Annotated in this window: 29 protein-coding genes; 7 read left to right on the top strand and 22 right to left on the bottom strand. The window is 70.8% G+C overall.

Annotation, left to right across the window (positions count from 1 at the left end):
* Positions 1-58: 58 nt before the first annotated feature.
* The 14 genes from ACFYX3_RS03530 to ACFYX3_RS03465 form a co-directional block, all read right to left on the bottom strand.
* Positions 59-322 carry a hypothetical protein gene (locus ACFYX3_RS03530; RefSeq protein ID WP_376594808.1) on the bottom strand — a complete coding sequence of 88 codons (264 nt, stop codon included), beginning with the start codon at positions 320-322 and terminating at the stop codon, positions 59-61.
* Entirely contained in the window at positions 309-542 is a 234-nt protein-coding gene (locus tag ACFYX3_RS03525) for a hypothetical protein (protein ID WP_389007553.1), read from the bottom strand. Before ACFYX3_RS03525 ends, ACFYX3_RS03530 begins: the two co-directional genes overlap by 14 nt.
* A 17-nt stretch (positions 543-559) precedes the next feature.
* Entirely contained in the window at positions 560-1,471 is a 912-nt protein-coding gene (locus tag ACFYX3_RS03520; protein WP_389007551.1) for a peptidoglycan-binding protein, read from the bottom strand.
* Between the two features lie 65 nt (positions 1,472-1,536).
* Complete coding sequence (locus ACFYX3_RS03515) at positions 1,537-1,917, bottom strand: ATP-binding protein (RefSeq protein WP_376594805.1); 381 nt, start codon at positions 1,915-1,917, stop codon at positions 1,537-1,539.
* 13 nt (positions 1,918-1,930) lie between these two features.
* Positions 1,931-2,500, bottom strand: a complete 570-nt coding sequence (locus tag ACFYX3_RS03510) for a hypothetical protein (protein ID WP_382654961.1) — start codon at positions 2,498-2,500, stop codon at positions 1,931-1,933.
* Positions 2,500-3,630: a hypothetical protein gene (locus ACFYX3_RS03505; protein ID WP_376594803.1), complete on the bottom strand. Its 1,131-nt coding sequence runs from the start codon at positions 3,628-3,630 to the stop codon at positions 2,500-2,502. Before ACFYX3_RS03505 ends, ACFYX3_RS03510 begins: the two co-directional genes overlap by 1 nt.
* 13 nt (positions 3,631-3,643) lie before the next feature.
* The gene (locus tag ACFYX3_RS03500) at positions 3,644-4,789 is read right to left on the bottom strand and encodes a hypothetical protein (protein WP_376594802.1); all 1,146 of its coding nucleotides are present in this window, start codon (positions 4,787-4,789) and stop codon (positions 3,644-3,646) included.
* Between the two features lie 43 nt (positions 4,790-4,832).
* The gene (locus ACFYX3_RS03495; RefSeq protein WP_382654967.1) at positions 4,833-6,014 is read right to left on the bottom strand and encodes a hypothetical protein; all 1,182 of its coding nucleotides are present in this window, start codon (positions 6,012-6,014) and stop codon (positions 4,833-4,835) included.
* 34 nt (positions 6,015-6,048) lie between these two features.
* The gene (locus ACFYX3_RS03490) at positions 6,049-7,239 is read right to left on the bottom strand and encodes a hypothetical protein (RefSeq protein WP_389007547.1); all 1,191 of its coding nucleotides are present in this window, start codon (positions 7,237-7,239) and stop codon (positions 6,049-6,051) included.
* A gap of 50 nt (positions 7,240-7,289) precedes the next feature.
* On the bottom strand, positions 7,290-8,213 hold the full coding sequence (locus tag ACFYX3_RS03485; protein WP_376594799.1) for a phage distal tail protein: 924 nt from the start codon (positions 8,211-8,213) through the stop codon (positions 7,290-7,292).
* 45 nt (positions 8,214-8,258) lie between these two features.
* Entirely contained in the window at positions 8,259-9,509 is a 1,251-nt protein-coding gene (locus ACFYX3_RS03480) for a tape-measure protein (protein ID WP_382654974.1), read from the bottom strand.
* Complete coding sequence (locus ACFYX3_RS03475; protein WP_389007544.1) at positions 9,506-10,708, bottom strand: phage tail protein; 1,203 nt, start codon at positions 10,706-10,708, stop codon at positions 9,506-9,508. The genes ACFYX3_RS03480 and ACFYX3_RS03475 overlap by 4 nt, the downstream gene beginning before the upstream one ends.
* Before the next feature lie 24 nt (positions 10,709-10,732).
* Complete coding sequence (locus ACFYX3_RS03470; RefSeq protein WP_389007542.1) at positions 10,733-11,749, bottom strand: hypothetical protein; 1,017 nt, start codon at positions 11,747-11,749, stop codon at positions 10,733-10,735.
* 98 nt (positions 11,750-11,847) lie between these two features.
* Positions 11,848-12,060 carry a hypothetical protein gene (locus ACFYX3_RS03465; protein WP_389007540.1) on the bottom strand — a complete coding sequence of 71 codons (213 nt, stop codon included), beginning with the start codon at positions 12,058-12,060 and terminating at the stop codon, positions 11,848-11,850.
* A 304-nt stretch (positions 12,061-12,364) separates the two neighbouring features.
* Here ACFYX3_RS03465 and ACFYX3_RS03460 point away from each other — a divergent pair, with 304 nt between their 5' ends.
* Positions 12,365-13,126, top strand: a complete 762-nt coding sequence (locus ACFYX3_RS03460; protein WP_389007538.1) for a hypothetical protein — start codon at positions 12,365-12,367, stop codon at positions 13,124-13,126.
* Between the two features lie 40 nt (positions 13,127-13,166).
* On the opposite strand, the gene ACFYX3_RS03455 is transcribed toward ACFYX3_RS03460, so the two are convergent.
* From ACFYX3_RS03455 to ACFYX3_RS03440, 4 genes are all read right to left on the bottom strand, one after another.
* Positions 13,167-13,466: a hypothetical protein gene (locus ACFYX3_RS03455; RefSeq protein ID WP_376594793.1), complete on the bottom strand. Its 300-nt coding sequence runs from the start codon at positions 13,464-13,466 to the stop codon at positions 13,167-13,169.
* A 113-nt stretch (positions 13,467-13,579) separates the two neighbouring features.
* A complete protein-coding gene (locus ACFYX3_RS03450; protein ID WP_376594792.1) occupies positions 13,580-13,870 on the bottom strand; it encodes a hypothetical protein in 291 nt (96 codons plus the stop codon).
* Between the two features lie 88 nt (positions 13,871-13,958).
* On the bottom strand, positions 13,959-14,570 hold the full coding sequence (locus tag ACFYX3_RS03445; protein WP_376594791.1) for a phage tail protein: 612 nt from the start codon (positions 14,568-14,570) through the stop codon (positions 13,959-13,961).
* A 121-nt stretch (positions 14,571-14,691) separates the two neighbouring features.
* Complete coding sequence (locus ACFYX3_RS03440) at positions 14,692-15,099, bottom strand: hypothetical protein (RefSeq protein ID WP_376594790.1); 408 nt, start codon at positions 15,097-15,099, stop codon at positions 14,692-14,694.
* A gap of 418 nt (positions 15,100-15,517) precedes the next feature.
* On the opposite strand from ACFYX3_RS03440, the gene ACFYX3_RS03435 reads away from it, so the two are divergent.
* Entirely contained in the window at positions 15,518-16,342 is an 825-nt protein-coding gene (locus ACFYX3_RS03435) for a hypothetical protein (protein ID WP_389007535.1), read from the top strand.
* Between the two features lie 74 nt (positions 16,343-16,416).
* On the opposite strand, the gene ACFYX3_RS03430 is transcribed toward ACFYX3_RS03435, so the two are convergent.
* From ACFYX3_RS03430 to ACFYX3_RS03420, 3 genes are read right to left on the bottom strand one after another with little or no spacing between them, the layout of a single operon-like run.
* The gene (locus ACFYX3_RS03430; RefSeq protein ID WP_116159352.1) at positions 16,417-16,623 is read right to left on the bottom strand and encodes a hypothetical protein; all 207 of its coding nucleotides are present in this window, start codon (positions 16,621-16,623) and stop codon (positions 16,417-16,419) included.
* Positions 16,617-17,348 carry a hypothetical protein gene (locus ACFYX3_RS03425; protein ID WP_389007532.1) on the bottom strand — a complete coding sequence of 244 codons (732 nt, stop codon included), beginning with the start codon at positions 17,346-17,348 and terminating at the stop codon, positions 16,617-16,619. The genes ACFYX3_RS03430 and ACFYX3_RS03425 overlap by 7 nt, the downstream gene beginning before the upstream one ends.
* Positions 17,341-17,616, bottom strand: a complete 276-nt coding sequence (locus ACFYX3_RS03420; protein ID WP_376591487.1) for a WhiB family transcriptional regulator — start codon at positions 17,614-17,616, stop codon at positions 17,341-17,343. The genes ACFYX3_RS03425 and ACFYX3_RS03420 overlap by 8 nt, the downstream gene beginning before the upstream one ends.
* Positions 17,617-17,869: 253 nt before the next feature.
* Here ACFYX3_RS03420 and ACFYX3_RS03415 point away from each other — a divergent pair, with 253 nt between their 5' ends.
* The 5 genes from ACFYX3_RS03415 (at position 17,870) to tuf (ending at position 23,083) form a co-directional block, all read left to right on the top strand.
* Positions 17,870-18,319: a helix-turn-helix domain-containing protein gene (locus tag ACFYX3_RS03415; protein ID WP_389007530.1), complete on the top strand. Its 450-nt coding sequence runs from the start codon at positions 17,870-17,872 to the stop codon at positions 18,317-18,319.
* Positions 18,320-18,728: 409 nt separating this feature from the next.
* Complete coding sequence (gene rpsL, locus ACFYX3_RS03410) at positions 18,729-19,100, top strand: 30S ribosomal protein S12 (protein WP_003948652.1); 372 nt, start codon at positions 18,729-18,731, stop codon at positions 19,098-19,100.
* Between the two features lie 2 nt (positions 19,101-19,102).
* A complete protein-coding gene (gene rpsG / locus ACFYX3_RS03405) occupies positions 19,103-19,573 on the top strand; it encodes a 30S ribosomal protein S7 (protein ID WP_015035567.1) in 471 nt (156 codons plus the stop codon).
* Positions 19,574-19,612: 39 nt separating this feature from the next.
* Entirely contained in the window at positions 19,613-21,739 is a 2,127-nt protein-coding gene (gene fusA / locus ACFYX3_RS03400) for an elongation factor G (protein ID WP_352023949.1), read from the top strand.
* A 150-nt stretch (positions 21,740-21,889) separates the two neighbouring features.
* Positions 21,890-23,083: an elongation factor Tu gene (tuf, locus tag ACFYX3_RS03395; RefSeq protein ID WP_369145962.1), complete on the top strand. Its 1,194-nt coding sequence runs from the start codon at positions 21,890-21,892 to the stop codon at positions 23,081-23,083.
* A gap of 148 nt (positions 23,084-23,231) precedes the next feature.
* On the opposite strand, the gene ACFYX3_RS03390 is transcribed toward tuf, so the two are convergent.
* On the bottom strand, positions 23,232-25,226 hold the full coding sequence (locus tag ACFYX3_RS03390) for a PIG-L family deacetylase (RefSeq protein ID WP_389007526.1): 1,995 nt from the start codon (positions 25,224-25,226) through the stop codon (positions 23,232-23,234).
* Positions 25,227-25,404: the final 178 nt, after the last annotated feature.

Genomic DNA, 25,404 nt, shown 5'->3' with positions numbered 1-25,404 from the left:
TGTGGGGGAGGTCTTCCTGCCGGGGCCCGGCAGGAAGACCTCCCCGGTCGGACGCGCCTCAGCGCGCGGTCAGCTCCCAGGCCGTGACGGCGACCGTCGCCACTGCGGCCAGCGCGGCGATGCTGGTCAGCGGCCAGCGGGCGCGTTCCAGGTCGTCGAGGCGGGCCTCGTGGTCGGCGAGCTGCTTGTCGGTCTGGTCGCTGCGCTGCACGAGCAGGGCGAGCGAGCCGTCGACGCGGGCGAAGCCGGCCTCCAGGGTGCCGCGGAGCCGTTCCAGTTCGAGGGCGACGGCGACGGGGTCGTTCGGGTCAGGCTCGGTCATCGGCACCGTCCCGGGTGGGGCGCAGCCAGGACGGCAGCAGGTTCTGCACCAGGTCGAGGGCCATCACGCGGGCCAGCCCGCCGGCGACGGCCAGCGCCCCGGCGACCCAGGGGAGGGTCGCGGGGATGCCGGAGGCGTCGACGATGGCGGGGAGGACGACGGCGATGCCGACGGCGGACTGGAGGACGGTACGGGCCGTGCGCTTGGCGGCATCGGACATCACTGTGCTCCTTGCGGTTACTTCGCGTACGGGACCTTGAGGGCGTTCCATGAGGCGGCGCCCGGGATGCCGTCGGCGTCGGAGCCGCGGAAGCCGAGCTTGCGCTGCCACTTCTGGTAGCTGAGCCGGTCGGCCTCGCCCCAGCGGGGGCTCGGGCCGACGGTGTAGGCGGAGCAGCCCTCGGCGACGAGGCGGCGGCCCATGGCCGTGATGACCGGGGAGCTCGTCTCCGCGCGGAAGAACGAGGTGCCCGGGAAGGGCTGGAGGCGGGGGGCGGCCGGCTTTCCGGTGTCGGCGGACGGCTTGGCGGGGGCCTTGTTCAGGCGGGCCTGGACGCGGTCGCGCATCGTCGGCATGGCGAAGCCCCGCGGGTCGTCCTTCCAGTCCGACCACTCCTTGTGGCCGATGACGGAACGGGCGCCCCAGCCGTGGGCGCGGCACAGGGCCGCGGAGACCCGTTCGATGGCGTCGAGCTGGGCGGGCGGCCAGGGGTCGGTGCCGTCGCCGAGGTTGATGCACTCGAAGCCGTAGAAGCGGGAGTTGCCGTCGACGGCGCCGGCGCTGCCCTGGTGCTCGCGCGGGGTGGGAGGCCGGTCTCCGTACGTCTCGCTGATGACGGCCTGGAGGACGGACGGGTCGCCGCCGCCGGCGTGGTTGGCGCGACCGTTGCCGACGAGGTGGACGCTGCCGTCCTTGGCGATGACGCCGTGGCAGAGCGGGCCGGGCAGCCCTTCGTACCCGTCGAAGCACATCTCGACGGAGTTGGCGGTGCCGGCGGAGACGGTGTGGTGGATGATCACGCCGGTGACGGGGCCCCAGGCGCCGACGTGGTTGCGGTTGTGGGTGCGCCAGCCGGGGTGCTCGACGACGTCGACGCCTTCGGCGCGGAGCGCGGCGACGAACCGGTCCGCGGTGAGGGGAGTGGCCATCTGGTGTCCTCCGGACATGAGAAAGGCCCGCGTCCGGCGGGCCTGCGGTTTCTTCGTACGGGGTCTTACGGGGCGGGTGCCGGGGCCGGCGGGGCCCAGGTGGCGCACAGTGCGGCGTACGCGGCCCGGCGCGATTCGAAGTCGGCGAGGGCGGCGGTCACGGCCCGCTGGGCGGCGGTCTGGTCGGGGGCGGCCGGGGCGCCGTCCTTCGCGTCCACGATGACGAGGCCGGAGCCGCGCAGGACGGCGTCGCCGGTGCCCTTCTCGGTGACCTCGGCGGTGACGTACACCGCCGGGTACTGCCCGGTCACCGGGTCGCGCTGGACGGTGTTGCCCAGGCTGTTGTCGTAGACGCGTACGGAGAGGGTGTGGCCGTTCTCGGTGACGGTGGCGCGGCCCGCGTAGTCGATGGCCACGCCCCAGGGCTGGGTGGGGTCGATGTTCATGGAGTGCTCCTGCTCAGGTCTGGGCGCCGTGGATGAGGACGGGCTGGGCGTAGACCGTGCCGCCGGTGGCGAGGGCCTGGATCTCGATGTTCATGGTCTGGCCGAACCGGGCCTTCATGTCGCCGGGCAGCAGGCCGATGTAGTCGTAGGTGGTGCCGGCGGTGACCGTGGGGCCGAAGGGGACGTTGTCGACGAGGACCCGGACCTGGCCGGTGGCGCCGCTCGACGCCGCCGTGCTGATGGCGAGCCGCATCTTGGGCTGCCAGATGGGGTTGGAGCAGCGGGCGACGGTCGTGAAGGCGGCGGCGGTGGTGGAGGGCCACTTGGTCACGTCGGTGGCCAGCGGCGGCATGAGTTGCAGCCAGGGCCGGGCGAGGCCGCCGGTCATGATGTCGTCCGCGAAGATCTCGTGGTTGTAGCCGTCGAAGATCCGGAACAGCGGCCGGGTGATGGTGACGCTCTCGGTCGCCGTCGGGCGGAACTCGTTGACGGCGGGGCGGGTGTTCACGGCGGTGGACAGGGACTTGAGCCGGCGTTCCATCTGGTTGAGCCGGTCGATGATGTCCTCGGGCAGCTGGGGCATCAGGCCTCCTCGAGGTAGAGCTCGGCGGTGTCGGGGCGGCCGCGCTCCGGGGGAGTGACCTTGGCGCCGACGATGCGGTACCGGGCGTCGAGGCCCTGGGAGTACCACTCGTCGGTGATCCGGATGCGGGCGACGCGGCCGAGGAGCGCGGGCGGGACGATGCCGCCGAGGTGGATGCTGATGGACGGGATCACCACGGCGCCGCGGGCCTGGGCGAGTTCCGTGGAGGCCACCGAGTCGAGCGCGAGCGGGTCGGTGATCTCGTTGTGGTCGGAGGACAGGTCGATCAGCGGCCAGCCGTCCGCGAGCAGGTCGCTGGCGTACTGCTGGGTGGAGGAGATCGGCCGGGACTCGGCGGCGGCGTTGGAGTTGGTGGAGGCGCCGCGGGCCAGGGCGGTGGTGCCGCCGCGGGTCGCGTCGTACGGGAAGGAGTACGACAGGATGACGCCGGGCCGGTCGAAGACGAGGTCGGTGGCGCCGGTGACGATCTTGGGCTCGCCGATGCGGAGCTGCCGGATCCGGGCGCCGCTGACGGGATCGCGGTAGACGAGGATCTGGTGCTCGAAGCCGTTCTCCGTGGCGGCGAGCTGGTCGAGCGCCTCCAGGTAGACGGTCTCGTCGCCCTTCCGCCACGAGGCCGTCTTCTTGAACTTGGGGACCTCGTCGCCGAACGTGATGCCGAGGCGGCGGGGCTCCTCGCCGCCGGGGGCGTCGGGGTAGGCCTGGACGTCGAGCTCGCTCCACAGCCGGCGGGCGATCTCCAGCTGGTCGGTGGGGGTGGCGTACGTGATGTCCGTGCGGATGCGGCGGCGTCCGGCGTACGAGTCGAAGGTCGCGGCCTGGATGCCGAGCGTCAGCACCCCGCGGCCGCTGGACTGCAGGGTGCTGGTCCAGACGATGCCGCCCCACCACAGGTCGCCGCCGCGCTCCAGGTAGACCGCGGTGCGGCCCTCCCGGACCTTCTTGACGCGGTCGGCGATGGCCTTGTCGGGGATGGGGATCGTGCCGGAGAGCGAGCCGGCCTTGCCGATGTAGTCGTCGAACGAGACGTCCCGCAGCGGGAGGATGTCCAGCGTCTGGTCGGTGAGCAGGTCGCAGAAGATCGCCCGGTAGGGCGTGTCGATGGCCATCGAGTGGGCCCCCTTACAGGACGTAGGTGGCGGAGACGCGGATGTTCCGGCCGGGGACGAGGGCGCCGCTGGAGGACCAGGTCCGCAGGTTGACCTGGCCGTTGGTGTAGATGTTGGCGCCGCCGTCGCCGTAGCCGTCGCAGGCCGAGGCCTCGAAGTCCATGGCCGGACGCCAGCCGGCCGGGAGGGTGCACAGGGGCTCGTCGGTGAAGTTGCCGGCGCTGTCGACGTTGACCTGGGCGCCGCTGCGCGTGACGGTGACGGTGACGGTGCACAGGCCGCCCTTGGTCTTGCGGCCGGAGAACGAGATCAGCGACCAGTTGGCGAGGGCGACCGCCCCGGTGTTGGTGGTCTCGACCTCGACCGGCGGCTGGTAGACCACCCAGGCGCTGCCGTTCCAGCGCTGGAGCTGGCCGCCGTTGTAGTCGCGGTACTGGCCGTTGTAGCTGCCGGTGGTCACCGTGCCGCTGGGCGCGATGCCGCCGATCTCCTTGGGGTAGGCGACCCAGGCGGTGCCGTCCCAGCGCTGGAGGAAGTGGGCGTTGTCGTTGTCCTGGTACTGGCCCGGGTAGGCGCCGGGCACGCCCGCGTTGTTGTAGACGGGCAGGATGCCGCCGGAGGAGACGGTGGTGGTGCGCAGGTCGGTGGAGGCGCCGCCCGCCCAGTCGATGCCGCCGGTGCCGGCCGACGCGCCCTTCTTCACCTTGACCGTGAACAGCGTCATGGAGCGGGCGGGGGCGGGCGGGGCGACCGGGGCGGCCGCCGGGGCGCCCTTGACGATCTCGATGCCGGCGTCGTACTTGCCGAGGGCGTCCACGTCGTTGTCGTAGACGCGGACCACGACGAGGTCGATGCGGTCGTTGAGCGGGTCGCCGTCGGCGAAGGTGATGGTCATGTCCTCGTCGAGGGCGACCGGGTAGGCGCCGTCGGTGACGGTGGCGCCCTGGACGACGGCCCTGCCGGCGTAGACGGTGGCCGTCATCGGGCCGGTCGAGCTCATCCACAGGCCGCCGACCCGGTACTTGCCGTCGTACGTGCCGGGCAGGATGCCGGACCGGACGCCGAGCGGGTTGACGGGGACGGTGGCGCCGATGTTGGTGACGCGGGTGTTCTGGCGGGTCTGCCCGGTGGGCATCAGCCATCCGGAACGTACGGGCATGGGTGGACTCCTGTCGGTGGGGCGGCGGGCGGGTGGCCTGGGCTCAGTGCTGCGGGGTGACCTGGAGGTACGTGTTGTTGAACCAGGTCTGCAGCGCGCTGTTGGTGCCCCGGTAGTAGGCGGTGACCGTGTACGTGGCGCCGGCCGTGAGGTTCTGGAGGCGCTGGACGGTGGCCATGGAGACGTTTCCGGGGGAGGCGGCGACCACCGCGTTCGAGTCGTTCACGTCGCTGTGGACGGTCGCGCCCGTGGTGACCTTCACGCCCATGAAGCCGACGCCGGAGCCCGTGCCGACGAGCTGGATCCGCGAGCCGTACGAGAGCAGGGCCTGCCGGGAGGCCGGAGCGACGAAGGAGAGGGAGACGACGTCCCGGTTGGTGAGCGTGTTCACCCAGGTCGTCGACGTGGTGTAGCTGGAGGTCAGCGAGTCGGTGAAGTACGGACCCGGCACGGCCGGCGCCCACGCCGAACCGTTCCAGCGCTCGATCCGGCCGCCCGCGCCGTCCCGGTACTGGCCGACGTAGCTGCCCGGCAGGGTGGACGCCGAGCTCGGCACGATGCCGCCGATCGCCTCCGGGTACGCGACCCACTTGCCGCCGTCCCAGCGCTGCAGCTGGTTGTTCGGGGCGTCCTGGTACGCGCCCGGGTGGGCGCCCGGCAGCACCGGGCCCTCGACCGGGAGGATGCCGCCGGCCGCGACGACCGGGGTGCGCAGGTCCTTCAGGGAGGTGTTCCACGGGATGCCGCCGTTGCCCGCGCTGGCGTTCGCGGGCACCGTCACCTCGTACAGCGGGAGGCTGCGCGGCGGGGTGGCCGGCGCCTTCGGGCTGGCCTCCGGCACGCCCTGGACGACCTCGACGACGGCCTCGTTGCGGGTGCCGCCGTCGTAGAGCTTGTCGTAGACCTTCAGGACGACCAGGTCGATCCGGCCGTAGGTGGCGTTGCCGGCGGTGAAGGTGACCGGCTCGGAGGCCGGCAGGGTCACCGGGTAGACGCCCTGCGAGATGTCGCCCTGGATGACGGCGCGGCCCTCGGAGACGGTCGCCGTCATCGCGGAGGCGCCGGTCATCCAGAAGCCGGAGAGCCGCCACTGGCCGCTGTAGGAGCCCGGCAGGATGCCGGAGCGCACCTGGACGGGGTTGATCATGGTGGTCGGGGTCTGGGTGAGGCGGGTGTCCTCGCGGGTCTGGCCGGTCTCGGCGACCCAGCTGCTGCGCAGGTTCATGGACTTCTCCAAGAGGGTGTACGGGGAGGGCGGTTCAGGACCGGATCCACTGGGCGGTGAGGGTCGTGTAGTAGCCGGAGCCGCCGAGGGTGCGGACCGGCGCGGTGGCGTTGTGGTAGCCGGCGAGCTGGAGGACGTTGCCCGCGGTGAGCTTGACCAGGCCGTCGCCGCCGACGCTCGTGGTGCCCATGGACGCCGCGGTCATCCAGGTCATCCGGGAGTAGCCGACGCCGCCGACGAGGAGGCGGGCACCGCGTACGCCGCTGGTGGAGTCGCCGTACCAGTTGATGTTGGCGCCGACCCGCCACCAGCCGGTGCGCGGGACGACGAAGCTGTCGGTGCCGTTCCAGCCGTTGAAGTCGTCGATGTCGACGTAGTTCAGGGTGATCGGCGTCCAGGCGTTCTGCGGCACGCTCTGCATCGACGTCTGCGAGGCGCTGAACAGGATCGTCGCCTTGCCCTCGGCGTACTGCCAGGCCGCGCCGTCCCAGCGCTGCAGGATGCCGGCGTTGTCGCGGTACTGGCCCGCGTAACTGCCGGTCGTCGCCGTCCCGTTCGGGGCGATGCCGCCGATCGCCTTCGGGTACGCCACCCAGGCGGTGCCGTCCCAGCGCTGCAACTGGCCCGAGACGTCGCGGTACTGGCCGACGTACACGCCGTTGAAACCGCTGGTCGGCATGATTCCGCCGAGCGCCGTCATCGGGTAGTGCTTGGTGGTGACGGCGCCGGAGGTCCAGCCGATGCCGCCGGTGCCGGCGGAGGTGCCGGCCGGGACGGAGACCGTGTAGAGCGGGAAGGAGCTGCCGGGGCCCGAGGCCGGGACCTGGGGGGCGGCCGAGGGCGTGCCCTTGACCAGCCGGATCACGGCGTCGGTGGCGCCGCTCCTGTCGTAGGCGTCGTCGAGGACGGCCAGCTCGATGACGTCGATCCGGCCGTACTGCGGGTCGCCGTCGGCGATGGTGAACGTCTCGGGGGCGGTCACCGCGATCATGTACGCGCCCTGGGCGGTCTCGGAGCCCTGGACGACGGCCCGGCCGGTGCCGATGCTGCACTGCATCGCGGAGTCACCGGTCAGCGCGAAGCCGCCCGGCACGATGCCGGGCCGTGAGCGCAGCGGGGGCGAGGTGGCGTTCCCGCCGCTGGGGGTGAGCAGCGCGGACAGGGCGATCCGGGTGTCCTCGCGGGTCTGCCCGTTGGTCTGGAGCCAGGCGGCCCGTACGGTCATGGGTTCACCTCTTCTGTGGGGTCGGGAGGGGGTCGGCGCCTAGGCGGCGGTCACCACTCGGCGCTGCGCCAGCGGACCGTCATCAGGGCCTCGGGGGTGGCCGAGTCGGGCCGGAACGCCAGCTCCGTGCGGCCCGGTTCGAGGAGGAACAGCTCCTCGGGGCTGGAGTCGGCCATCGCGGTGTGGCGGCGGGAGGCGGTGTTGTTGAGCGTCACCGTGCCGTTGGCGGTGTCGACGACGAGCTCGTCGCCGGCGGCCAGGTCGATCGCGTACCGCAGCCGGCGCTTGGAGACCCGCTCGGTGACGGTCGGCATGGAGCAGGGGCCGCGGAAGACGATCACCGGGTGGGTGGCGGCGGAGCCGGTGTTCTCGGCGACGGCGTCACCGGTGGACTTGGCCTGGCCCCAGTCGAGCGGCCAGGCCAGCGGCCAGGTCAGGCCCGACTCGGGCTGCGGCGGGGTGGTGGAGGCGGACTGCTCGTAGACCGTGTAGCGGCGGGGGTCGGAGGCGACCCACTGGATCGACATCCGGGAGCTGCCCTGGGTGGCGAAGCCCTGGTCCGCGGGGACCACGCGCTGGGCGATCCGGGCGCGTACGGCGAGGAGTTCGCCGTGCAGCCGGACGGTGAGCCAGCGCTCCTCGTCGAGCAGGGCGAGCGACTGGCGCAGGGCGCGGATGGCCTCGCCCGCGGCGTCGTACTCCGGCATCAGCACGATCGTGCCGCTGATCTTGCGCGGCTTGGCGTACCGGGAGCCGGGCCAGGCGCCGTGCGAGGTGGGCCGGTCGGCGTCGGAGGAGTCGTACTCGGGCAGGTCCTCCCAGCCCTGGAGACCGGTCCGGTCGACGTTGAACGGCGTACCGGGTCCGATGAGAAGCCCGGCCCACTGGATCTGCCCGTCCTGGGTGATCAGCGAGCCGGGCGCGAGGTCGGCGGTGAGGTCGTTTCCGGCGTATGTGGTTGTGGTCTCGGCCATGGGGCCGTCACCTCACTTCTGAGGGGGCTGTCGGATGAGAGGGCTTCAGCCGTGGGCGGCGACGAGGAACAGCAGGTCCTCGGCGGTCGACCGGGGGCCGGCGCCGGGGTCCTCGTGGAAGTCCCGGATGCGGTGGGGCTGCCGGGGGGCTTCGGTGAGGGCCGGGACGCGGCGGTTCTCCAGGACGCCGAGCGCGTCGATGCGCGGGGCGTCGGGGGCGCCGGGGAAGACGACACCGCCCTCGGCGAGCATCGGGATCTTCGGGATGTCGATGCCGAAGTGCTTGCCGAGGAAGTCGAAGCTCAGCTTGTTCAGCCCGTCGATGATCCAGTTGGCGAACGCGACGAGCCCGTCGATCGGTCCCTTGACGACGCCGATGACGGCGGTGAGCGCGCCCTTGATGAGCTCGCCCATGCCGTGCAGGGCCTTGCCCACCGCGTCCTTGGCGTGGCTGAAGAAGCCGGGGATCTTGTCGGTGAAGAGGGACAGGAGAGGATGGATGACGTTCTTGACGGCTGTGATGCTGCTGGAGGCGATGCCGCGCAGGGCGTTGACGGCGGAGGTGACGAGGGACCGGACGTGGGAGAACCCGTTGATCGCGTCACCGATGATCTTCAGGAAGGTCGTGAAGACGGTCAGGTACGCCTTGAAGTAGTTCATGACCAGCGTGCCGATGAGCTTCAGGACCGGCTGCAGGAACGTGAAGACGGCCTGGAAGCCCTTCAGGGCCTGCTGCATGACCTGCTTGATGATCCGCTGCCCGGTCTCGGTGTTCACCGCGTACTCGATGAGCCAGGCGGCGACCGGGAGGAGGATGCCGGCGATGAAGCCCAGCGGGCTGCTCTTCATGGCCAGGTTGACGCCGGTCATGGCGACGGAGGCGATCTCCATCACCGTGCCGTAGGTGTCCATCAGCTTGGTGACGGTGTCGACGAAGGGCAGCAGGGGGATCAGCATCTCCAGGAGCATGCCGAGGGCCGGGCCGCCGAACATCCCGGCCACGGTTCCCGCCTTGCCCGCCGCGGTGCCCAGCTTCCTGAACCCGTTCGCCGCCTTGGACCGCTGGATCCGGCGGACGGTGCCGGCCGCGCCGGACGCGCTGGTCCTGAGGGAGCGCACGGTGGTGCCGGCCGTACGGAGCCCGGCGGCGAACTTGTCCATGCTGCCGGACGCCCGCTGCGCGTCCTCCTTGATCCGCTTCAGCGCGCCGGTCGCGTCCCCGATGCCCCGCCGCAGTCTGCTCAGGACCGGGGCGGCGCCCTGGAACGGGTTGCGGAAAGCGGCGGCGGCACTCATCCGCGCGCCTTCGCCAGGTACATCAGCGCGTCCGCCGTGGACTGCGGGTCGCTGTTACGGGCCGCGTGGTAGTGCTCGATGTGCAGCCCGGCACCACCGCCGCCGCCCCCCTGGAGCTGCGCCGTCATGCGGGCGCGGCGGGCGGTGAGGGCGAGCAGCCGGTCCAGCTTGGACAGCGGGAGGACGGCCTCGGCCTCGCCGGCCTCGGCGATGATCGCCGGGACACCGCCGGCGCGGGGCATGACGACACCACCGGTGGCGAGCATCGGGATGGTCGGGATGTGCACGCCGAAGGTCTTGCCGCCGACGAGCGGCACCCAGCCGGGGACGCTGACGTGGACCCCGTTGACCGCGTTGATCATGCGGTTGATCAGGCCGATGACGGCGTTGATCGGGCCGGAGACGGCGCTCTTGATGCCGTCGAACGCCCGGGACGCGATGCCGCTGAGGGTGCCCCAGATGGACGACATCTTGTCCTTCACGGCCTGGAAGGCGTGCGGGATCGTCTCCTTGATCCAGTTGACCACCGGGGTGATCACGGCCTTGATGCCGCTCCAGACCGTGCCGATGACCGCCTTGATCGCCTTCATCACCGTGGTGATGACCGTCTTCCAGATGTTGACGTAGGTCTTGATGACGGTGGCGACGGCCTTGACGACGACGGTGATGGCCTTCTTGATGCCGTCCCAGACCTTCTTGATCAGGGTGCCGGCCTGCTTCATGATCGGGCCGATGGCCTTCATGACGGCGCTGATCACGACCTTGATCGCGTCGAAGGCCTTCTTGATGACCTTCTGCATCGTCTTCGACTGCATCGCCATCTCGACGACCTTCTCGATGAGAGGCATGAAGAGTTCGACGAGCCGGGCGAGCAGATTGCCCTTCATCGACTTGTTGAGCTTGTCCTGGCCCTTGGACGCCTTGCCGGCGCCGGACTCGTACTTGCCGAGCTTGGTCCCGGCGGTCTCGCCGGTCTTGCCGGCCTTGGTCATCGCCTTCTCGGCGTTGTCCGAGGCGGTCTTCAGGTTCTTGAGCTGGGCGTTCGAAGCGTCTGCGCTGCTCTTGAGGTTCTTCAGCTGCCCGGACGCGCCGTTGCCGGCGTCCCCGACCTTCTTGATGTCGCCGGAGGCGCCGGAGGCCTGGGTCTTGAGGTTGCGCAGGGCGGTGGTCGCGCCCTTCAGGGAGTTGTTGAGAGACATGGGTTACCTCCTTTCGGGGGTGGGTCAGGAACCGGAGGGGGCGCCGAGGACGGAGGTGGCCTGCGAGGCCGCGAGCTTGAGGCTGTCGAACGCCCGGCCGACCTCGAAGCCGGCCTTGGCGAGCCGCTCGGCGGCCTTGGCGGCGGAGGAGAGGGCGTGGGCCTTGGGGATGCTCCTCGGCTGGAAGTGCTGCTGGGCGGTGGAGAGCTTGCCGATCGCCGTGGCGACCTTCTCGATCTCGGTGGGGTTGGCCGCGGCGATGGCCGTGTTGAGCTTCTCGACCTTGCGCGGGTCCGGCATCTTCTTCGGGTCGTGGTGCTTCACGGCGCCGGTGAGCTTGCCGAGTGCCTTGGCGAGGGCGGTGATGTTGTCGGGGTCGGCGCCGGTGACGGCGGTCTTGACCCTGGTGATGCCGTCGGCCGTCTTGGTGAGGCTGCCCGCTCTCGGCACCTTGCGGATCGCGGTGTTGAACGCCGTGATCTTCGGGTTGAGATCGGCGAGCGCCAGCTTGAGGGCGTCCAGCGTCGTCGGGTCCGGGATGTTGGCGGTGTTGAGGACGCCGCCGGTGTTGGCCTCCCGGGCCTCGACGTCGGTACGGCGCTGGGGCCAGATACCGAGGCCGCTTTCGGTGCGGGCGAGGACGAAGCCCCTGAAGATCCTCTCCTGGATGCCCCGGGACGCCTTGAGCGCCCAGGCGCTCAGTATCAGGACCAGGGCGCCGCCGATGAGGGGGACGACAGTGCTCGCGACTGCCGCGATGAAGTAGTCGCGCGCCGCGCCCCAGCCTTCTTCGGTGAGCTTCTTGTACGCGGCGGCGAGGTGGTCCATCCCCAGCTGTTCGAGGATCTCCACCTTCTTCGCCTTCACGACCTCCTTGTGGATGTCCTCGATCTTCGACTTCATGTCGGCGAGGAGGTCGAGGGGGGCCAGCTTTCCCCTCAGCCATTCCGTCGAGGGCAGCCAGCCCCCGTCCACGATCCGGAGTTTGTGCCCGAGGCCGGCGATCTGGATCGAGAGATCCTCGGTCGTTACTTCTGCCATGGTTTGCTCCGCTTCCGGCCGGTGGCGGCCAAGCGCCGAAAAGCCCCCGCCGGCATGGGACTTCGGCAGGGGCTCGTGCGTAGGGGCGGTCCGGAGGGCTAGGCGTCGTCCGCTCGGCGGGCGCCGCGGCGCACTGTCGCGAGGGCGTCGTTCCAGCCCGCCGTGTACGCGAGGGTCTCGTAGCGGGAGACCTCGGCGCACAGCGTGCCGAGCAGCGCTCTCTTGTCGAGGGCGACGGGTCCGTCGAGGAGCTGGCGGAGGCGGTCCTGGAGCGGGATGTGCGGTCGGGATGCCTCGGCCTGCTGAGTCATGGACGCCTGCCTTCCGGTTGCTTGCCCGTGCGGGTGTGGCGGCGCCGCGGAGTGAGGGGCGGGGGCACCACGTGTTCGAACTGTTGTGCGAACAGAGTGTGGAACAAGTGCTCGATGTTTGTCGAGCGGGAAACGCTTGACGGTGTGTCTTCCTGCGGGTTCCCCAAGGGGGTTGAGCCTCGAACTGACCTTGTGTTCGACCGGGGTACTCTGGGGGACGCGTTCCCTGGACCTGACTTATTCGGGGAGCCGGGGGACGCGAGGGGCGCGTGGGGAACCCCAGGGGGTCGGAAGGCAGTGCTGCATGGACACGGAGCCGGGCGGTAACCGGCGCGAGCAGGTCGTCGACTGGCTCGAATCCCACCCCGATCTGCCCCACCTCTTCGCGCGGCTCGCCGAACTCGTCCACGTCGCCGGGTACGCCCCGGAGGACCTCGTCGTGCTGCCCCGCGCCGAGGTGGACCGCCGCGAGACCGCCGCGTTCACCGCCGGTTGGGCCGAGGCCGTCTCCGACGAACTCCCGCGTATCCGCAGGGAGTACGAGCGGCGCGTGGCCGACGCGTACGCCCAGGGGCAGGGCGACGCGCGGGGCATACGGCGCCCGCAGCGCCGCACGGACGCCCACGGCGAGGGCGCCCGCGTCATCCCGCTGCCCTTCGCCCGGCTCATGGAACCCCCGGCCGTGGTGGTCGACGCCGAGGAGCGCGTCCGCCGGGAGCGCGAGCTGTTCGAACAGCAGCGCCCCGAGCCGGAGTACGAGCCGGAGCCCGCGCCCGCGTACGAACCCGAGCCGGAGCACGCGTCCGAACCCGAACCCGAACTCGTACCCGAGCCCGGCGATCGTGTGGGCGCCCAGGAGAGCCGTGCCCGCAGGAACGGCCAGCCCGTGCGGAAGGTCGTCCGCGGCAAGGGCGGCCGCCCGATCGTGCCGCCGATCGGCGGCGTGCCCGGCCAGTCCGGGGGGACCCCCGAGCGGCGCGGCCGCCGGCTGTCCGAACGGGCCAGGACCCTGGAGGACGAACTGGCCGAGCGAGCACAGGAAGCGCCCCCGGACCCCGCCTCCTGAGAGGAGCGGGAGCCGGGGGCGAAGGGGACCCGGGGGAGCGTCAGCCGAAGAAGCGGGCCAGGGACGCGGGGGAGACCGCCGGAGCGGCGCCCTCCTCCGTCGGATCCTCGCTCCGCTCCTCGCCGTCCTCGTCCGTGACGCCCGGACGGGGAACGGGCTTCGGCGGGTCCGGGGTCTCGTCGTCCTCGCCCGTGTTGACGCACTGGAACATCCAGTTGGCGGCGGCCAGATGGTCCACCGCCGCGGCGAGGAGGTGGTCGGAGAGCGACCACTCGGCCGCCTCCCCGTGGAGCTCGCGCTGTACCGCGCTGTCCGCGGGAAGGTGCTTGATCATGACCATCAGGCGCCGGCTGGAGAGCTCACCGCGGTGCCAGTCGAGGAGATCGGCGGCGTAGTGGCGGAGCAGGTCCGCTTCGAGGGCCTCGGCGTGTTCGTCGACGAACTCGACGAGGCTCAGTCTTCCCCCAGGCCGAGCCCGGTCTCCTTGCCGTAGGCCTCCAGGATGGCGGCGATGTCCTGCATCGTGAGGTCGTGCTCCTCGAAGCGGACGTACTGCTCCTCACCCATCAGGAGTCCGAGCAGACCGTCCACGTCGTTGTCGTCGAGCTTCCGCAGCGCCTTCGCGGTCTTGCGGGAGAGCTCGGTGGGAAGCGTGTAGGTCTCGCCGTCCAGCTCGAAGGACCAGGTGCGACCGTGGGCCTCCTGTCGCTGGGCGCGGGCGGCGTTGACGTCGAAGCGGGCCATGGTGATGCGTACTCCTTGTTCGAGTGGGTGAAGAGGAGAGAGGTGGGGCGGGACGGCGGTCGGCCGTCCCGCCCCGGGTGGAGAGGGATCAGACGGTCGCGGAGTACTGGTTGTCCTTCATGAGGAAGGTCGCCAGCGGCTTGCCGTCGCCCTTCGACATGGCGGTGAAGGTGACACCCAGCTGGGACGCGGCCTTGCGCGCCATCTTGATGTCGTCCGTGGCGGTGACCTGGCCGCGCGGGATGATGAAGCGGTACTTCACCGCGGTCGTGCCACCGGCCTTGACGTCGGTGAACTCCAGGCCGAGGGCGCGGACGTCCGCGAACGGACGCTCGGCGATCTCGTAGCGGTAGGTGTCGACCGCCGGGGTCGGCTCCGCCTTCACCGAGTCGCCGCCCATGAAGAACGGCAGCGTGTCCTCGTTGAACTGGAGCATCGAGAACTTCAGCGACAGGTCACGGCTCGAGTAGATGTAGTGGACCGGGGAGACCGACTGCCACGAGTCGATGGCCTCCAGCTTGTCCTTCTTCGAGAACGTGACGCCGTCGCCGGAGGTGAAGCCGAGGTCCTTCCAGCCCGCGCCGGACCAGTCGGCGGCGGAGTCCGTGCCGAAGGTGGCGGGGAGGGAGGTGCCGGCGTCGGCGACGTAGAGCTTGCCGATGCCTGCGACGCGGATCTCGGCGGAGTTGTTTCCAGCCATGGTGGTGTTTCTCCTTGTGTGATGAGGGCTGCCGGTTACCGGAGTTCGGCTCCGGGCACGGCAAAGGCCCCGCCGGACGGCGAGGCCTGGTCTGTGGGTCGCTGGGCGTCCGCCCGGGGGGCTAGAAGACGTTCAGCGAGAGCTGGATGACGCAGAGGTAGCGGTGGGCTCCGCGGTAGAGGTAGTCGGGCATCCAGCGGGGTCCGTCCTGCTCCTCGACGTCGCTGACGAAGGTGGCGCCGAGCTGCTTGCCGATCGTGGCGAGCAGGACCTGGCGGGCGGCGTTGGCGAGGACGTGGGCCGCGGTCTTCGTCGGCCCGTACACCTCGAACTCGATCAGCGGCTTGTCGACGTGCAGGTCGCCGATCCAGGCGCCGCCGCGGCGGTTCACCAGGACGGCGCTCTGCGTGCCGTCGAAGCCGGCCGGCGCCTGGGCGGCGACCGTGATGCCGGCCATCGCCGGGTCGGCCTTGAGGACGTCGACGACCAGCTTCTCGACGTCCGGGAACGCACTCGGGGGAGTGGTCATGACGGTTCTCCTCGGAGGAAGGGTGGGGAGCAGGCGGGTGATGCGGGGCTGTCCGGTGGACGGTGGACGGTGGTGCGGGGGCGTCCGGTGGACAGGTGATGCGGGGCCGTCCGGTGGACGGGCGGTGCGGGCCGTCCGCCGGGCGGTCGGTGACCGACCGTCCGGCGGGACGGGCCGCGCGGGGGCCGTCCGGGGCGCTCGACGCGGGGAAGGGGGCGGGGGCGCGGAGCGCTCCCGGACGGCGAACGGCGGAGACTGCGGCCCGTCTCGCGGGCACAGCTCCGCCGCTGCACCAACTGTGACAGGGAGCGTGCGCGCACGCAACTAGTTCTGGACTCCAACCCGTCCCACCCCTCCAGGCCGCCCGCCGGAAGGGCCCCGCTAGGTTGGGCCGCCCCGAACCACCAGGAGCCGCCCCGTGTCCCCTCGCCCCCGTCTGCTCTACGTGTCCGATCTCGCCTACCCGGCCCGGGGCCGCCGCTACTGCGACGAGGACATCCACCTCACCGCCCGGCTGCGCGAGAGCTTCGACCTGGCGCTCTGTCACCCGCTCGACGCCGCCGCCCTCATGGACGGCTTCGACGCCGTCGTCGTCCGCAACAGCGGTCCCGTCATCGGGTACCAGAAGGAGTACGAGGCCTTCCGCGAGCGGGCCCGCGCCCGCGGCACCCGCGTCTACAACCCCCTCCACGGCCGCGGCGACATGGCCGGCAAGCAGTACCTCCTCGACCTCACCGCCGCCGGCCACCCGGTCATCCCCACCGTCGACCGGCCCGAGGACCTCCACCTCCTGCCCGAGGCCCCGAGCTACGCGGTCAAGCCCAAGGCCGGCGCCGACTCCATAGGGCTGCGCTTCCTCCCGTACGAGGAGCTCGACGCGGTCGGATACGGCGAGGTCCTCGTCCAGCCGCGCGTCGACTTCCGGTACGAGGTCTCCTTCTACTTCGTCGACGACCTCTTCCAGTACGCCCTCTACGCCCCCGACCCCGAGCGCCGCTGGGTCCTGGAGCCGTACGAACCCACCGCCGACGACCTCGCCTTCGCCCGCCGCTTCATCGAGTGGAACACCCTCGACCACGGCATCCAGCGCGTCGACGCCTGCCGCGCCCCCGGCGGCGAACTGCTCCTCGTCGAGCTGGAGGACCTCAACCCGTACCTCTCCCTCGACCGCGTCCCCGAGGAGACCCGCGAGCGCTTCGCCCGCGCCTTCGTCGACTCCCTGCGCCGCTTCCTGGAGGCGTGACGGCGGCATGACGAAGCGCCCCGCGTCCGGGAAGGACGCGGGGCGCTCGTCGTGCGGGGGCGGGGCGGGGCGGGTCAGGCGGTACGGGGACGGCGGCGGCGCGCCAGGCGTTCCGCCGCGAAGACGTCCTCCAGGCGGAAGAGCTGCGCCCGGCCCGCCCGGCCCGCGGCCCGCAGGTGCCCGAGCTGCACCCACTTGCGGATCGTCGCGGGCGCCACCCCCGCCTCCTCGGCGGCCAGCGGGCCGGGCACCAGCGTGGGCAGGGCGGGCGAGCTCAGCATGAGGTCTCCTTCGGGTCGTCCATCGCGGCCTCGATCTCGGCGGTGCCGGTCCCCGACGCCTCCGACAGCTCCTCCCACCGGTCCTCCGGCCACAGGTGCCGGTAGGCCGGGTCGTCCTGGCAGCCGCACACCTCGTCCGTGCAGACGCAGGCCGGGTTCACGCACAGCACCGCGCGCCGGTCCGGGAACGCCCGCAGCGACACCGAGTCGCACCAGGGGCAGCGGCCCGAGACCCGCACGATCGTCTCCGTGTCGCCGAGCGTCCGGGCGCAGCGCCGGGCCATCCGGCGGATCTCGTCCCGTACGTGCCGGGCGAGGTCCGGGTGGGCCGCGATGCGGTCGAGCAGGGTCACGAGGCGCCGGAGGCGGTCGATCACCCCCGCGCGGGGCGGGCGGGGCAGGGTGAGCCGGGCGCACACGGCCTCCTCCAGCTCCACCACCCCGTCGGTGATGTCGCGGATGGCGTCGGAGACGTGCAGCCGGATCGGGGCGGCGCCGTGGCCGGGGACGGCGAGCCCGTGGCGCTGTTCGAGCAGCAGCGCCTCCCGGCGCTCCTCGCGGATCAGGTCGTCGCGCACGGCGGGGGCGGTTCCGGCGGGCGTTCCGGCGGGCCCGCGCCGGCCGGGGGTGAGCTCCTCGGCGAGCTCGGGGAACTGCCGTACGAGGGAGGCGGTCCAGAGCGTGATGTCCCGCAGTACGGGGGTGGTGTCGGTGCGGTCAGCCACGGCGGCCGCTCCCCGTGAGGGCGAGCGCCCTGGCCACGCGCCGCGCGTCCGCCGGGCGTCCGTTGCGCCAGAGGCGGCCCGCGCAGACGCCGTCGAAGTAGCTCTCGGCCGGGGCCACCGCGGCCTCGCACTCGCTCCGTACGGGGCAGGAGTCGCAGGCCCGCAGGGCGGGGGCGGCCTCCTTGGCGCGGCGGGCGAAGACGACGGACGGGGAGAGGCCGGCGCACGCGGCGGAGGCCTGCCAGGGGGACGGGTCGGGATGGGACAAGGGGTTCTCCACGGTCCGGGGCCCGCCGGGGCCGTCCATGGGGCCGGTGGGGCGCCTGGGGCTCAGGGGGCCGACGAGTGCGGCGGCGAGCCAGACTTACACGTTGCGTGCGAGCGCGCAACAAAAACTTTCGTGCCCGTGAGCTGCCCTTCACCGATTCGACACGATTGCGTGCCCGAAAGCACGTAATTCCGTGCGCGCAAGCACGCTAAGGTATGGGATCCGGAGGGTGGGGGAGCGAGGAGCGGTACACATGAGCACTCAAGGGCTCGACGAGTTCGCAGGTTGGGTCGAAGGCCTGATGAGACGGCGCGGCTACGACATCGACAGTCCGCGCGGGGGCGGGAAGTCCCGGATCGCGGACGAGGCCGGCGTCCACCGGGCCGCCGTCACGCGCCTGCTGCAGCGGCAGAGCATGCCCGACCTGGAGACCATGCGCCGGATCGCCCCGCTGCTCGGCGTCTCCGTCCGCGACATGCTCATCCGGTCCGGTCGCGTGACCCCCGAGGAGCTGCCGATGGCGGCGGACCTGCTGCCGCCGAGCGACTGGCAGCCCTCGTTGGAGGACTTCGCCCGCTGGCTGGGCGTCCCCGACGAGCGCATGGGCGTCTTCGTCAAGGTCGTCAACCAGTTCCTGGAGCCGGACACGGACGCGACGGACCCCGGCGAGACCGTGGAACCCCGCCGCACGGCCCGCGACTGACACCTGGCGCCCGGGCCCGACCGCGCCACCGGGCCCCGCGCGGTGCAGGCACGTTCCCTGCCGGACCTCGCGCGGAGCCGGCGTCCCCGCCGAGCCCGGGCGGGGTCCCGCACGTTCTCGTCGGGCCCGTGCGGGAACGATCCGGGCCCGGGTCTCGTATGCCTCCGGCCGGGGTCCCGCATTTGTTTTGACCGGAGTCCGTGCGATAGGTACGCTCAAGCCTTGTGCCTGGGGTGTGCCTGGGCTCCCGTGCGTGTCCTCAACCGCACGGCGAGTCATATACCGGCCACCGTGATCCGCGCCTTTTCCGCCCCGTGCGGAGGTCCGCGAGATTCGACACACCCGACCGCGTGGGTCGGCGAATGTTCCAGGTTAGTTTTACCGACGGCACACAGAAACCGGAGAAGTAGTGCCTACGATCCAGCAGCTGGTCCGTAAGGGCCGGCAGGACAAGGTCGAGAAGAACAAGACGCCCGCACTCGAGGGTTCCCCTCAGCGTCGCGGCGTCTGCACGCGTGTGTTCACGACCACCCCGAAGAAGCCGAACTCGGCCCTCCGTAAGGTCGCGCGTGTGCGTCTGACCTCGGGCATCGAGGTCACGGCCTACATCCCGGGTGAGGGTCACAACCTGCAGGAGCACTCCATCGTGCTCGTGCGCGGTGGCCGTGTGAAGGACCTGCCGGGTGTTCGCTACAAGATCATCCGCGGTTCCCTCGACACGCAGGGCGTCAAGAACCGTAAGCAGGCTCGCAGCCGCTACGGCGCCAAGAAGGAGAAGTAAGAATGCCTCGTAAGGGCCCCGCCCCGAAGCGCCCGGTCATCATCGACCCGGTCTACAGCTCTCCTCTTGTCACCTCGCTGATCAACAAGATCCTGCTGGACGGCAAGCGTTCCACCGCCGAGCGCATCGTGTACGGCGCCATGGAGGGTCTTCGTGAGAAGACCGGCCAGGACCCGGTCATCACGCTGAAGCGCGCTCTCGAGAACGTCAAGCCGGCCCTCGAGGTCAAGTCCCGCCGTGTCGGTGGCGCCACCTACCAGGTGCCGATCGAGGTCAAGCCGGGCCGCGCGTCCACGCTGGCCCTCCGCTGGCTCGTCGGTTACTCCCGCGCCCGTCGCGAGAAGACCATGACCGAGCGCCTCATGAACGAGCTCCTCGACGCCTCGAACGGCCTCGGAGCTGCGGTCAAGAAGCGCGAGGACACGCACAAGATGGCCGAGTCCAACAAGGCCTTCGCGCACTACCGCTGGTAGTCGCAACCCACATCGAGACCGAGAGAAGACTGAAGCCTTATGGCTACCACTTCGCTTGACCTGGCCAAGGTGCGCAACATCGGCATCATGGCCCACATCGACGCGGGCAAGACGACCACCACCGAGCGGATCCTGTTCTACACCGGCGTTTCGTACAAGATCGGTGAAGTCCACGACGGCGCTGCCACGATGGACTGGATGGAGCAGGAGCAGGAGCGCGGCATCACGATCACGTCCGCCGCGACGACCTGCCACTGGCCGCTCGAGAATGTCGATCACACGATCAACATCATCGACACGCCGGGTCACGTCGACTTCACCGTCGAGGTGGAGCGTTCGCTGCGCGTGCTCGACGGTGCTGTCACCGTGTTCGACGGTGTGGCCGGTGTCGAGCCCCAGTCCGAGACTGTCTGGCGTCAGGCGGACCGCTACGGCGTGCCGCGTATCTGCTTCGTCAACAAGCTCGACCGTACGGGCGCCGAGTTCCTCCGCTGCGTCGACATGATCGTGGACCGCCTCGGCGCGACCCCGATCGTCATGCAGCTCCCGATCGGTGCCGAGGCGGACTTCCAGGGCGTCATCGACCTGGTCCGCATGAAGGCGCTTGTCTGGTCCGCCGAGGCCAGCAAGGGTGAGATGTACGACGTCGTCGACATCCCGGCCGACAAGCTCGAGCTCGCCGAGGAGTACCGCGGCAAGCTCGTCGAGACGGTCGCCGAGAACGACGAAGAGATCATGGAGCTCTTCCTCGAGGGCGTCGAGCCCACCGAGGAGCAGCTGTACGCCGCAGTCCGTCGTATCACCATCGCCTCCGGCAAGGGCGGCGAGACCACGGTCACCCCCGTGTTCTGTGGCACCGCGTTCAAGAACAAGGGCGTTCAGCCCCTGCTCGACGCTGTCGTCCGCTACCTGCCGTCCCCCCTGGACGTCGAGGCCATCGAGGGCCACGACGTCAAGGACGCCGAGGTCGTCGTCAAGCGCAAGCCGTCTGACGAGGAGCCGCTGGCCGCCCTCGCGTTCAAGATCGCGAGCGACCCGCACCTCGGCAAGCTCACCTTCGTCCGGATCTACTCCGGTCGCCTGGAGGCCGGCACCGCGGTGCTGAACTCCGTCAAGGGCAAGAAGGAGCGCATCGGCAAGATCTACCGCATGCACGCGAACAAGCGTGAGGAGATCGACTCGGTGGGCGCCGGCGACATCGTCGCCGTCATGGGCCTCAAGCAGACCACCACCGGTGAGACGCTGTGCGACGAGAAGAACCCGGTCATCCTGGAGTCCATGGACTTCCCGGCCCCGGTCATCCAGGTCGCCATCGAGCCCAAGTCCAAGGGTGACCAGGAGAAGCTGGGTGTCGCCATCCAGCGTCTCGCGGAGGAGGACCCCTCCTTCCAGGTTCACTCGGACGAGGAGACCGGCCAGACCATCATCGGTGGTATGGGCGAGCTTCACCTCGACATCCTCGTCGACCGTATGCGTCGCGAGTTCAAGGTCGAGGCGAACGTCGGCAAGCCGCAGGTCGCGTACCGCGAGACGATCCGCAAGGCCGTCGAGCGCGTGGACTTCACCCACAAGAAGCAGACCGGTGGTACCGGTCAGTTCGCCAAGGTGCAGATCGCGATCGAGCCCATCGAGGGTGGCGACGCCTCCTACGAGTTCGTGAACAAGGTCACCGGTGGCCGCATCCCGAAGGAGTACATCCCTTCGGTCGACGCGGGTGCGCAGGAGGCCATGCAGTTCGGCATCCTGGCCGGCTACGAGATGACTGGCGTCCGCGTCATCCTTCTCGACGGTGCCTACCACGAGGTCGACTCCTCCGAGCTCGCGTTCAAGATCGCCGGTTCGCAGGCCTTCAAGGAGGCCGCGCGCAAGGCTTCTCCCGTCATCCTTGAGCCGATGATGGCCGTCGAGGTCGTCACGCCCGAGGACTACATGGGCGAGGTCATCGGTGACATCAACTCCCGCCGTGGCCAGATCCAGGCCATGGAGGAGCGCAGCGGCGCCCGCGTCGTGAAGGGCCTCGTGCCGCTCTCGGAGATGTTCGGCTACGTCGGAGACCTCCGCAGCAAGACCTCGGGTCGCGCAAGCTACTCGATGCAGTTCGACTCCTACGCCGAGGTTCCGCGGAACGTCGCCGAGGAGATCATCGCGAAGGCCAAGGGCGAGTAACTCTCCCGAGTTCACGCTTTAGGCTTGACACCAGTCGCCGGGGTTTCGCCCCGGAACCCCGAGGATCGGGCCCCGGCGACTGGCATCCCAGCAAAGATCACCTGGCGCCGATGAAGCAAGGCGTACAGAACCACTCCACAGGAGGAACCAGTGGCGAAGGCGAAGTTCGAGCGGACTAAGCCGCACGTCAACATCGGCACCATCGGTCACATCGACCACGGTAAGACGACCCTCACGGCCGCCATTACCAAGGTGCTGCACGACGCGTACCCGGACCTGAACGAGGCCTCGGCCTTCGACCAGATCGACAAGGCTCCCGAGGAGCGCCAGCGCGGTATCACCATCTCGATCGCGCACGTCGAGTACCAGACGGAGTCGCGTCACTACGCGCACGTCGACTGCCCCGGTCACGCTGACTACATCAAGAACATGATCACGGGTGCCGCGCAGATGGACGGCGCCATCCTCGTGGTCGCCGCCACCGACGGCCCGATGCCGCAGACCAAGGAGCACGTCCTCCTTGCTCGCCAGGTCGGCGTTCCGTACATCGTCGTCGCCCTGAACAAGGCCGACATGGTGGACGACGAGGAGATCCTGGAGCTCGTCGAGCTCGAGGTCCGTGAGCTCCTCTCCGAGTACGAGTTCCCGGGCGACGACCTGCCGGTCGTCCGCGTCTCGGCGCTCAAGGCGCTCGAGGGCGACAAGGAGTGGGGCGAGAAGCTTCTCGGCCTCATGCACGCCGTCGACGAGTCGATCCCGCAGCCCGAGCGTGACGTCGACAAGCCGTTCCTGATGCCGATCGAGGACGTCTTCACGATCACCGGTCGTGGCACCGTCGTCACCGGTCGTATCGAGCGTGGTGTCCTCAAGGTCAACGAGACCGTCGACATCATCGGCATCAAGACCGAGAAGACCACCACCACGGTCACCGGCATCGAGATGTTCCGCAAGCTGCTCGACGAGGGCCAGGCCGGTGAGAACGTCGGTCTGCTCCTCCGTGGCATCAAGCGTGAGGACGTCGAGCGCGGCCAGGTCATCATCAAGCCGGGTTCGGTCACGCCGCACACGAACTTCGAGGCCCAGGCCTACATCCTGTCGAAGGACGAGGGTGGCCGTCACACCCCGTTCTTCAACAACTACCGCCCGCAGTTCTACTTCCGTACCACGGACGTGACCGGCGTCGTGACCCTCCCCGAGGGCACCGAGATGGTCATGCCGGGCGACAACACCGCCATGTCCGTCGAGCTGATCCAGCCCGTCGCCATGGAGGAGGGCCTCAAGTTCGCCATCCGTGAGGGTGGCCGGACCGTCGGCGCCGGCCAGGTCGTCAAGATCACTGCCTGATCTTGAACTGACCTGGTAGCTCGCAAGAGCTGCTGAGCAGTAAGGGAAGGCCCCGCACCGAAAGGTGCGGGGCCTTCTCGCGTTCCCGGGCCTTCTCGCCCGTCCGGGTCTTCGCGCTCGTCCTGGCCCTCTCGCGCGTCCGGAGTCCTTACGGTCGCCAGCTCCACGGGTGGCCGTCCGCGCCGAGGCCCACCACGGTCGCCCCCCGGGCGTCCACGTGGAGCGCGGTCGAGACGGCCGTCCTGCCGTTCCTGCGGAGCCGGCGGCCGGCCCGGAGCGCCACCCGGCCCTTCACGTCCGTGCCGAGCAGGACGGGGCCGAGCGCCGCCGACCGCGCGGCGACCACGCCCCCGTACCCGTCGAGCCCGGCGTCACCGGCCGGGCCGAGCAGCCGCGCCGCCGCCGGCGCCCGGTGGTACAGCTCGCCGCCCGCGCTCGCCACCGTGGACCCGGAGAGCGGCAGCCCGGCTCCCTGCGGGACGCCGTCCACCCAGTGCCGTACGCCGTCCCGCCCCGCCGCGTACACGTGCACCCGCCCGGCCGTGTCCGCCGAGACGGCCAGGCCGTCCTGGACCTCCGCGTCACCGGGGAGGGCCCGCCACGGCGACCAGGAGCCGTCCGCCGCCCGGACCCGCGTCGAGACGCCCTTGTCCGCGTTCCGTACGAAGAGGTGGACCCGGCCGTCGGGGGCTGCGAGAGCCACGGGAGAACCGATTCTGCGGCTCCGGTCGTCGGTGCGCTCCGGGCTCCCCAGGCCGCGCCAGGCCAGGAAGGCGCCGCCGGGGAAGCGCTGCTCCAGGAGCACGACCTCGCGCCGGTTGGCCCCGCCGTGCCCGTCGAGCGCGGCGAACCGCACGCCGAGGAGCAGCACCCGGCCGTCGCCGAGCACCGCCGAGCCGAGCGCGGGCGCGAGCGGGCCGCCGCCCAGGTCCACCGGCTCGCCCCAGACACCGGGCGCGGACTCCCGCCAGCGGACCGCGCGCAGCCCGAGCACCCCGTACGCCGCGAGCCGGCCGCCCGGCTCCTCGGCGAGGGCCGGGCCGGGACCCGGCCAGCGGTGGTGGGTGGAGCGCACCCAGCCCTTGCGGTTGGTCAGCGGCCGGTCGCCGCCGACGCCGTAGTCGCCGCAGCCGGAGGGGTTCCCGCACTGCCAGGAGGGGTTCCCGCCGTACGGGACGAGGCGGGCGGCCTTCTCGGCGAGGACCGCGGGCGGGAGGTTCTTGGGCCAGTGCCGGTTGTAGTAGCCGCGGAAGGCGGTGGTGGTGAAGGCCGGGACCGGCTCGCCCTCCCGGACCGCGTCCGAGACCCAGCGGCACAGCGCGGCCCAGGTGAAGGAGGCGACGGCCGTGTGGTCCCCGTGGTCCGCGTAGCCCGGTTGTTCGGAGTCCCGCTTCCGGGTCGCCTCGTCGCTGTGCTGGATGTCCGGGTCCGGGTCCAGCGTGTGCACGACCGTGGGCCGGTGGCGGCGCAGCAGGCCGACGAGGGCGGCGATCAGCTGGTCGTAGTCGTAGGTGTCGGCGCGGGTGACGGGGGAGCCTGCCGACAGGTGGGTGCGCAGTTCCAGGGCGCGGTCCTGCCAGAGCGACGGCACGGCCATGTAGCGGCGGCCGGCGTGCATCGGCAGGTTGAGGAAGACCAGCTCGACGCTGCGGGAGCCGTTCGTGAGCGTGTCGGACTCGGCCCGCCGGCCGCCGGGGAGCGTCAGGACCTCCCGGCGCCACGGCGTGAACGGGGGGAGGCCGAGCGCCACCGCGTACGACTGGCGCAGGCCCTGGTGGCGGGCGGAGGAGTAGGCCGCAGGGTCCGGGGGAGTCTCGGGCATCCCCGCGATCCGGTTGCGTCCGTTGTGCTCGCCGGCCGTCACGTACACGGAGACGAGCGGGACGCCCGCGTCGAGCAGCCGCTGCGTGTCCGGGTTCATGAAGTACAGGTCGTCGTCCGGATGCGCGGAGAACTGCATGAGCAGCGCCCGCCGGGCCCGCGCGGAGGCGATCGGCCTGCCCGGCGCCGGATCGGCGGTCGGCGCGGTGCGCCGCGGCTCCGGTACGGAACAGCCGGCGGCGGCCGCGGTGACCGCGAGGGCGGCGGCGAGTACCGTCCGCCGACGGGCTGGAGTGTGCAAGGCGGGGCCCCCTTCGCTCATCAGTCCACGGGAAGACGGCTGTGCGAGCGACGGGGTTGTGCGCCTGGTCCGACCGGGGTAGGAAGATCTTCAAAAAAGATCTTCGAAACTGTGCGGGCGCATGTCGAGCGGGCGATCCTGGCAACGACCGAAGGGTGACAGCGCGCCACGAGGGCGGGCGGGAGCGGGAGGACACCCG

Origin of the sequence: Streptomyces sp. NPDC002463 (assembly GCF_042889835.1) — a bacterium.
Classification (GTDB): Bacteria; Actinomycetota; Actinomycetes; order Streptomycetales; family Streptomycetaceae; genus Streptomyces; species Streptomyces nymphaeiformis.
Note: the sequence above shows the minus strand (reverse complement) of the source record. Positions and strands in the feature narration are given on the sequence as shown.

Coding starts and splice junctions, on each gene's coding strand:
- ACFYX3_RS03485 (WP_376594799.1), bottom strand. CDS start 8,213: ATGGCCGAGACCACAACCACATACGCCGGAAACGACCTCACCGCCGAC.
- ACFYX3_RS03525 (WP_389007553.1), bottom strand. CDS start 542: ATGTCCGATGCCGCCAAGCGCACGGCCCGTACCGTCCTCCAGTCCGCC.
- ACFYX3_RS03500 (WP_376594802.1), bottom strand. CDS start 4,789: ATGCCCGTACGTTCCGGATGGCTGATGCCCACCGGGCAGACCCGCCAG.
- ACFYX3_RS03450 (WP_376594792.1), bottom strand. CDS start 13,870: ATGGCCCGCTTCGACGTCAACGCCGCCCGCGCCCAGCGACAGGAGGCC.
- fusA (WP_352023949.1), top strand. CDS start 19,613: ATGGCTACCACTTCGCTTGACCTGGCCAAGGTGCGCAACATCGGCATC.
- ACFYX3_RS03515 (WP_376594805.1), bottom strand. CDS start 1,917: ATGAACATCGACCCCACCCAGCCCTGGGGCGTGGCCATCGACTACGCG.
- ACFYX3_RS03460 (WP_389007538.1), top strand. CDS start 12,365: ATGGACACGGAGCCGGGCGGTAACCGGCGCGAGCAGGTCGTCGACTGG.
- ACFYX3_RS03505 (WP_376594803.1), bottom strand. CDS start 3,630: ATGGCCATCGACACGCCCTACCGGGCGATCTTCTGCGACCTGCTCACC.
- ACFYX3_RS03495 (WP_382654967.1), bottom strand. CDS start 6,014: ATGAACCTGCGCAGCAGCTGGGTCGCCGAGACCGGCCAGACCCGCGAG.
- ACFYX3_RS03455 (WP_376594793.1), bottom strand. CDS start 13,466: ATGGTCATGATCAAGCACCTTCCCGCGGACAGCGCGGTACAGCGCGAG.
- ACFYX3_RS03415 (WP_389007530.1), top strand. CDS start 17,870: ATGAGCACTCAAGGGCTCGACGAGTTCGCAGGTTGGGTCGAAGGCCTG.
- ACFYX3_RS03445 (WP_376594791.1), bottom strand. CDS start 14,570: ATGGCTGGAAACAACTCCGCCGAGATCCGCGTCGCAGGCATCGGCAAG.
- ACFYX3_RS03530 (WP_376594808.1), bottom strand. CDS start 322: ATGACCGAGCCTGACCCGAACGACCCCGTCGCCGTCGCCCTCGAACTG.
- ACFYX3_RS03465 (WP_389007540.1), bottom strand. CDS start 12,060: ATGACTCAGCAGGCCGAGGCATCCCGACCGCACATCCCGCTCCAGGAC.
- ACFYX3_RS03520 (WP_389007551.1), bottom strand. CDS start 1,471: ATGGCCACTCCCCTCACCGCGGACCGGTTCGTCGCCGCGCTCCGCGCC.
- ACFYX3_RS03510 (WP_382654961.1), bottom strand. CDS start 2,500: ATGCCCCAGCTGCCCGAGGACATCATCGACCGGCTCAACCAGATGGAA.
- rpsG (WP_015035567.1), top strand. CDS start 19,103: ATGCCTCGTAAGGGCCCCGCCCCGAAGCGCCCGGTCATCATCGACCCG.
- ACFYX3_RS03440 (WP_376594790.1), bottom strand. CDS start 15,099: ATGACCACTCCCCCGAGTGCGTTCCCGGACGTCGAGAAGCTGGTCGTC.
- ACFYX3_RS03470 (WP_389007542.1), bottom strand. CDS start 11,749: ATGGCAGAAGTAACGACCGAGGATCTCTCGATCCAGATCGCCGGCCTC.
- ACFYX3_RS03490 (WP_389007547.1), bottom strand. CDS start 7,239: ATGACCGTACGGGCCGCCTGGCTCCAGACCAACGGGCAGACCCGCGAG.
- ACFYX3_RS03390 (WP_389007526.1), bottom strand. CDS start 25,226: ATGAGCGAAGGGGGCCCCGCCTTGCACACTCCAGCCCGTCGGCGGACG.
- ACFYX3_RS03480 (WP_382654974.1), bottom strand. CDS start 9,509: ATGAGTGCCGCCGCCGCTTTCCGCAACCCGTTCCAGGGCGCCGCCCCG.
- ACFYX3_RS03430 (WP_116159352.1), bottom strand. CDS start 16,623: ATGCTGAGCTCGCCCGCCCTGCCCACGCTGGTGCCCGGCCCGCTGGCC.
- ACFYX3_RS03475 (WP_389007544.1), bottom strand. CDS start 10,708: ATGTCTCTCAACAACTCCCTGAAGGGCGCGACCACCGCCCTGCGCAAC.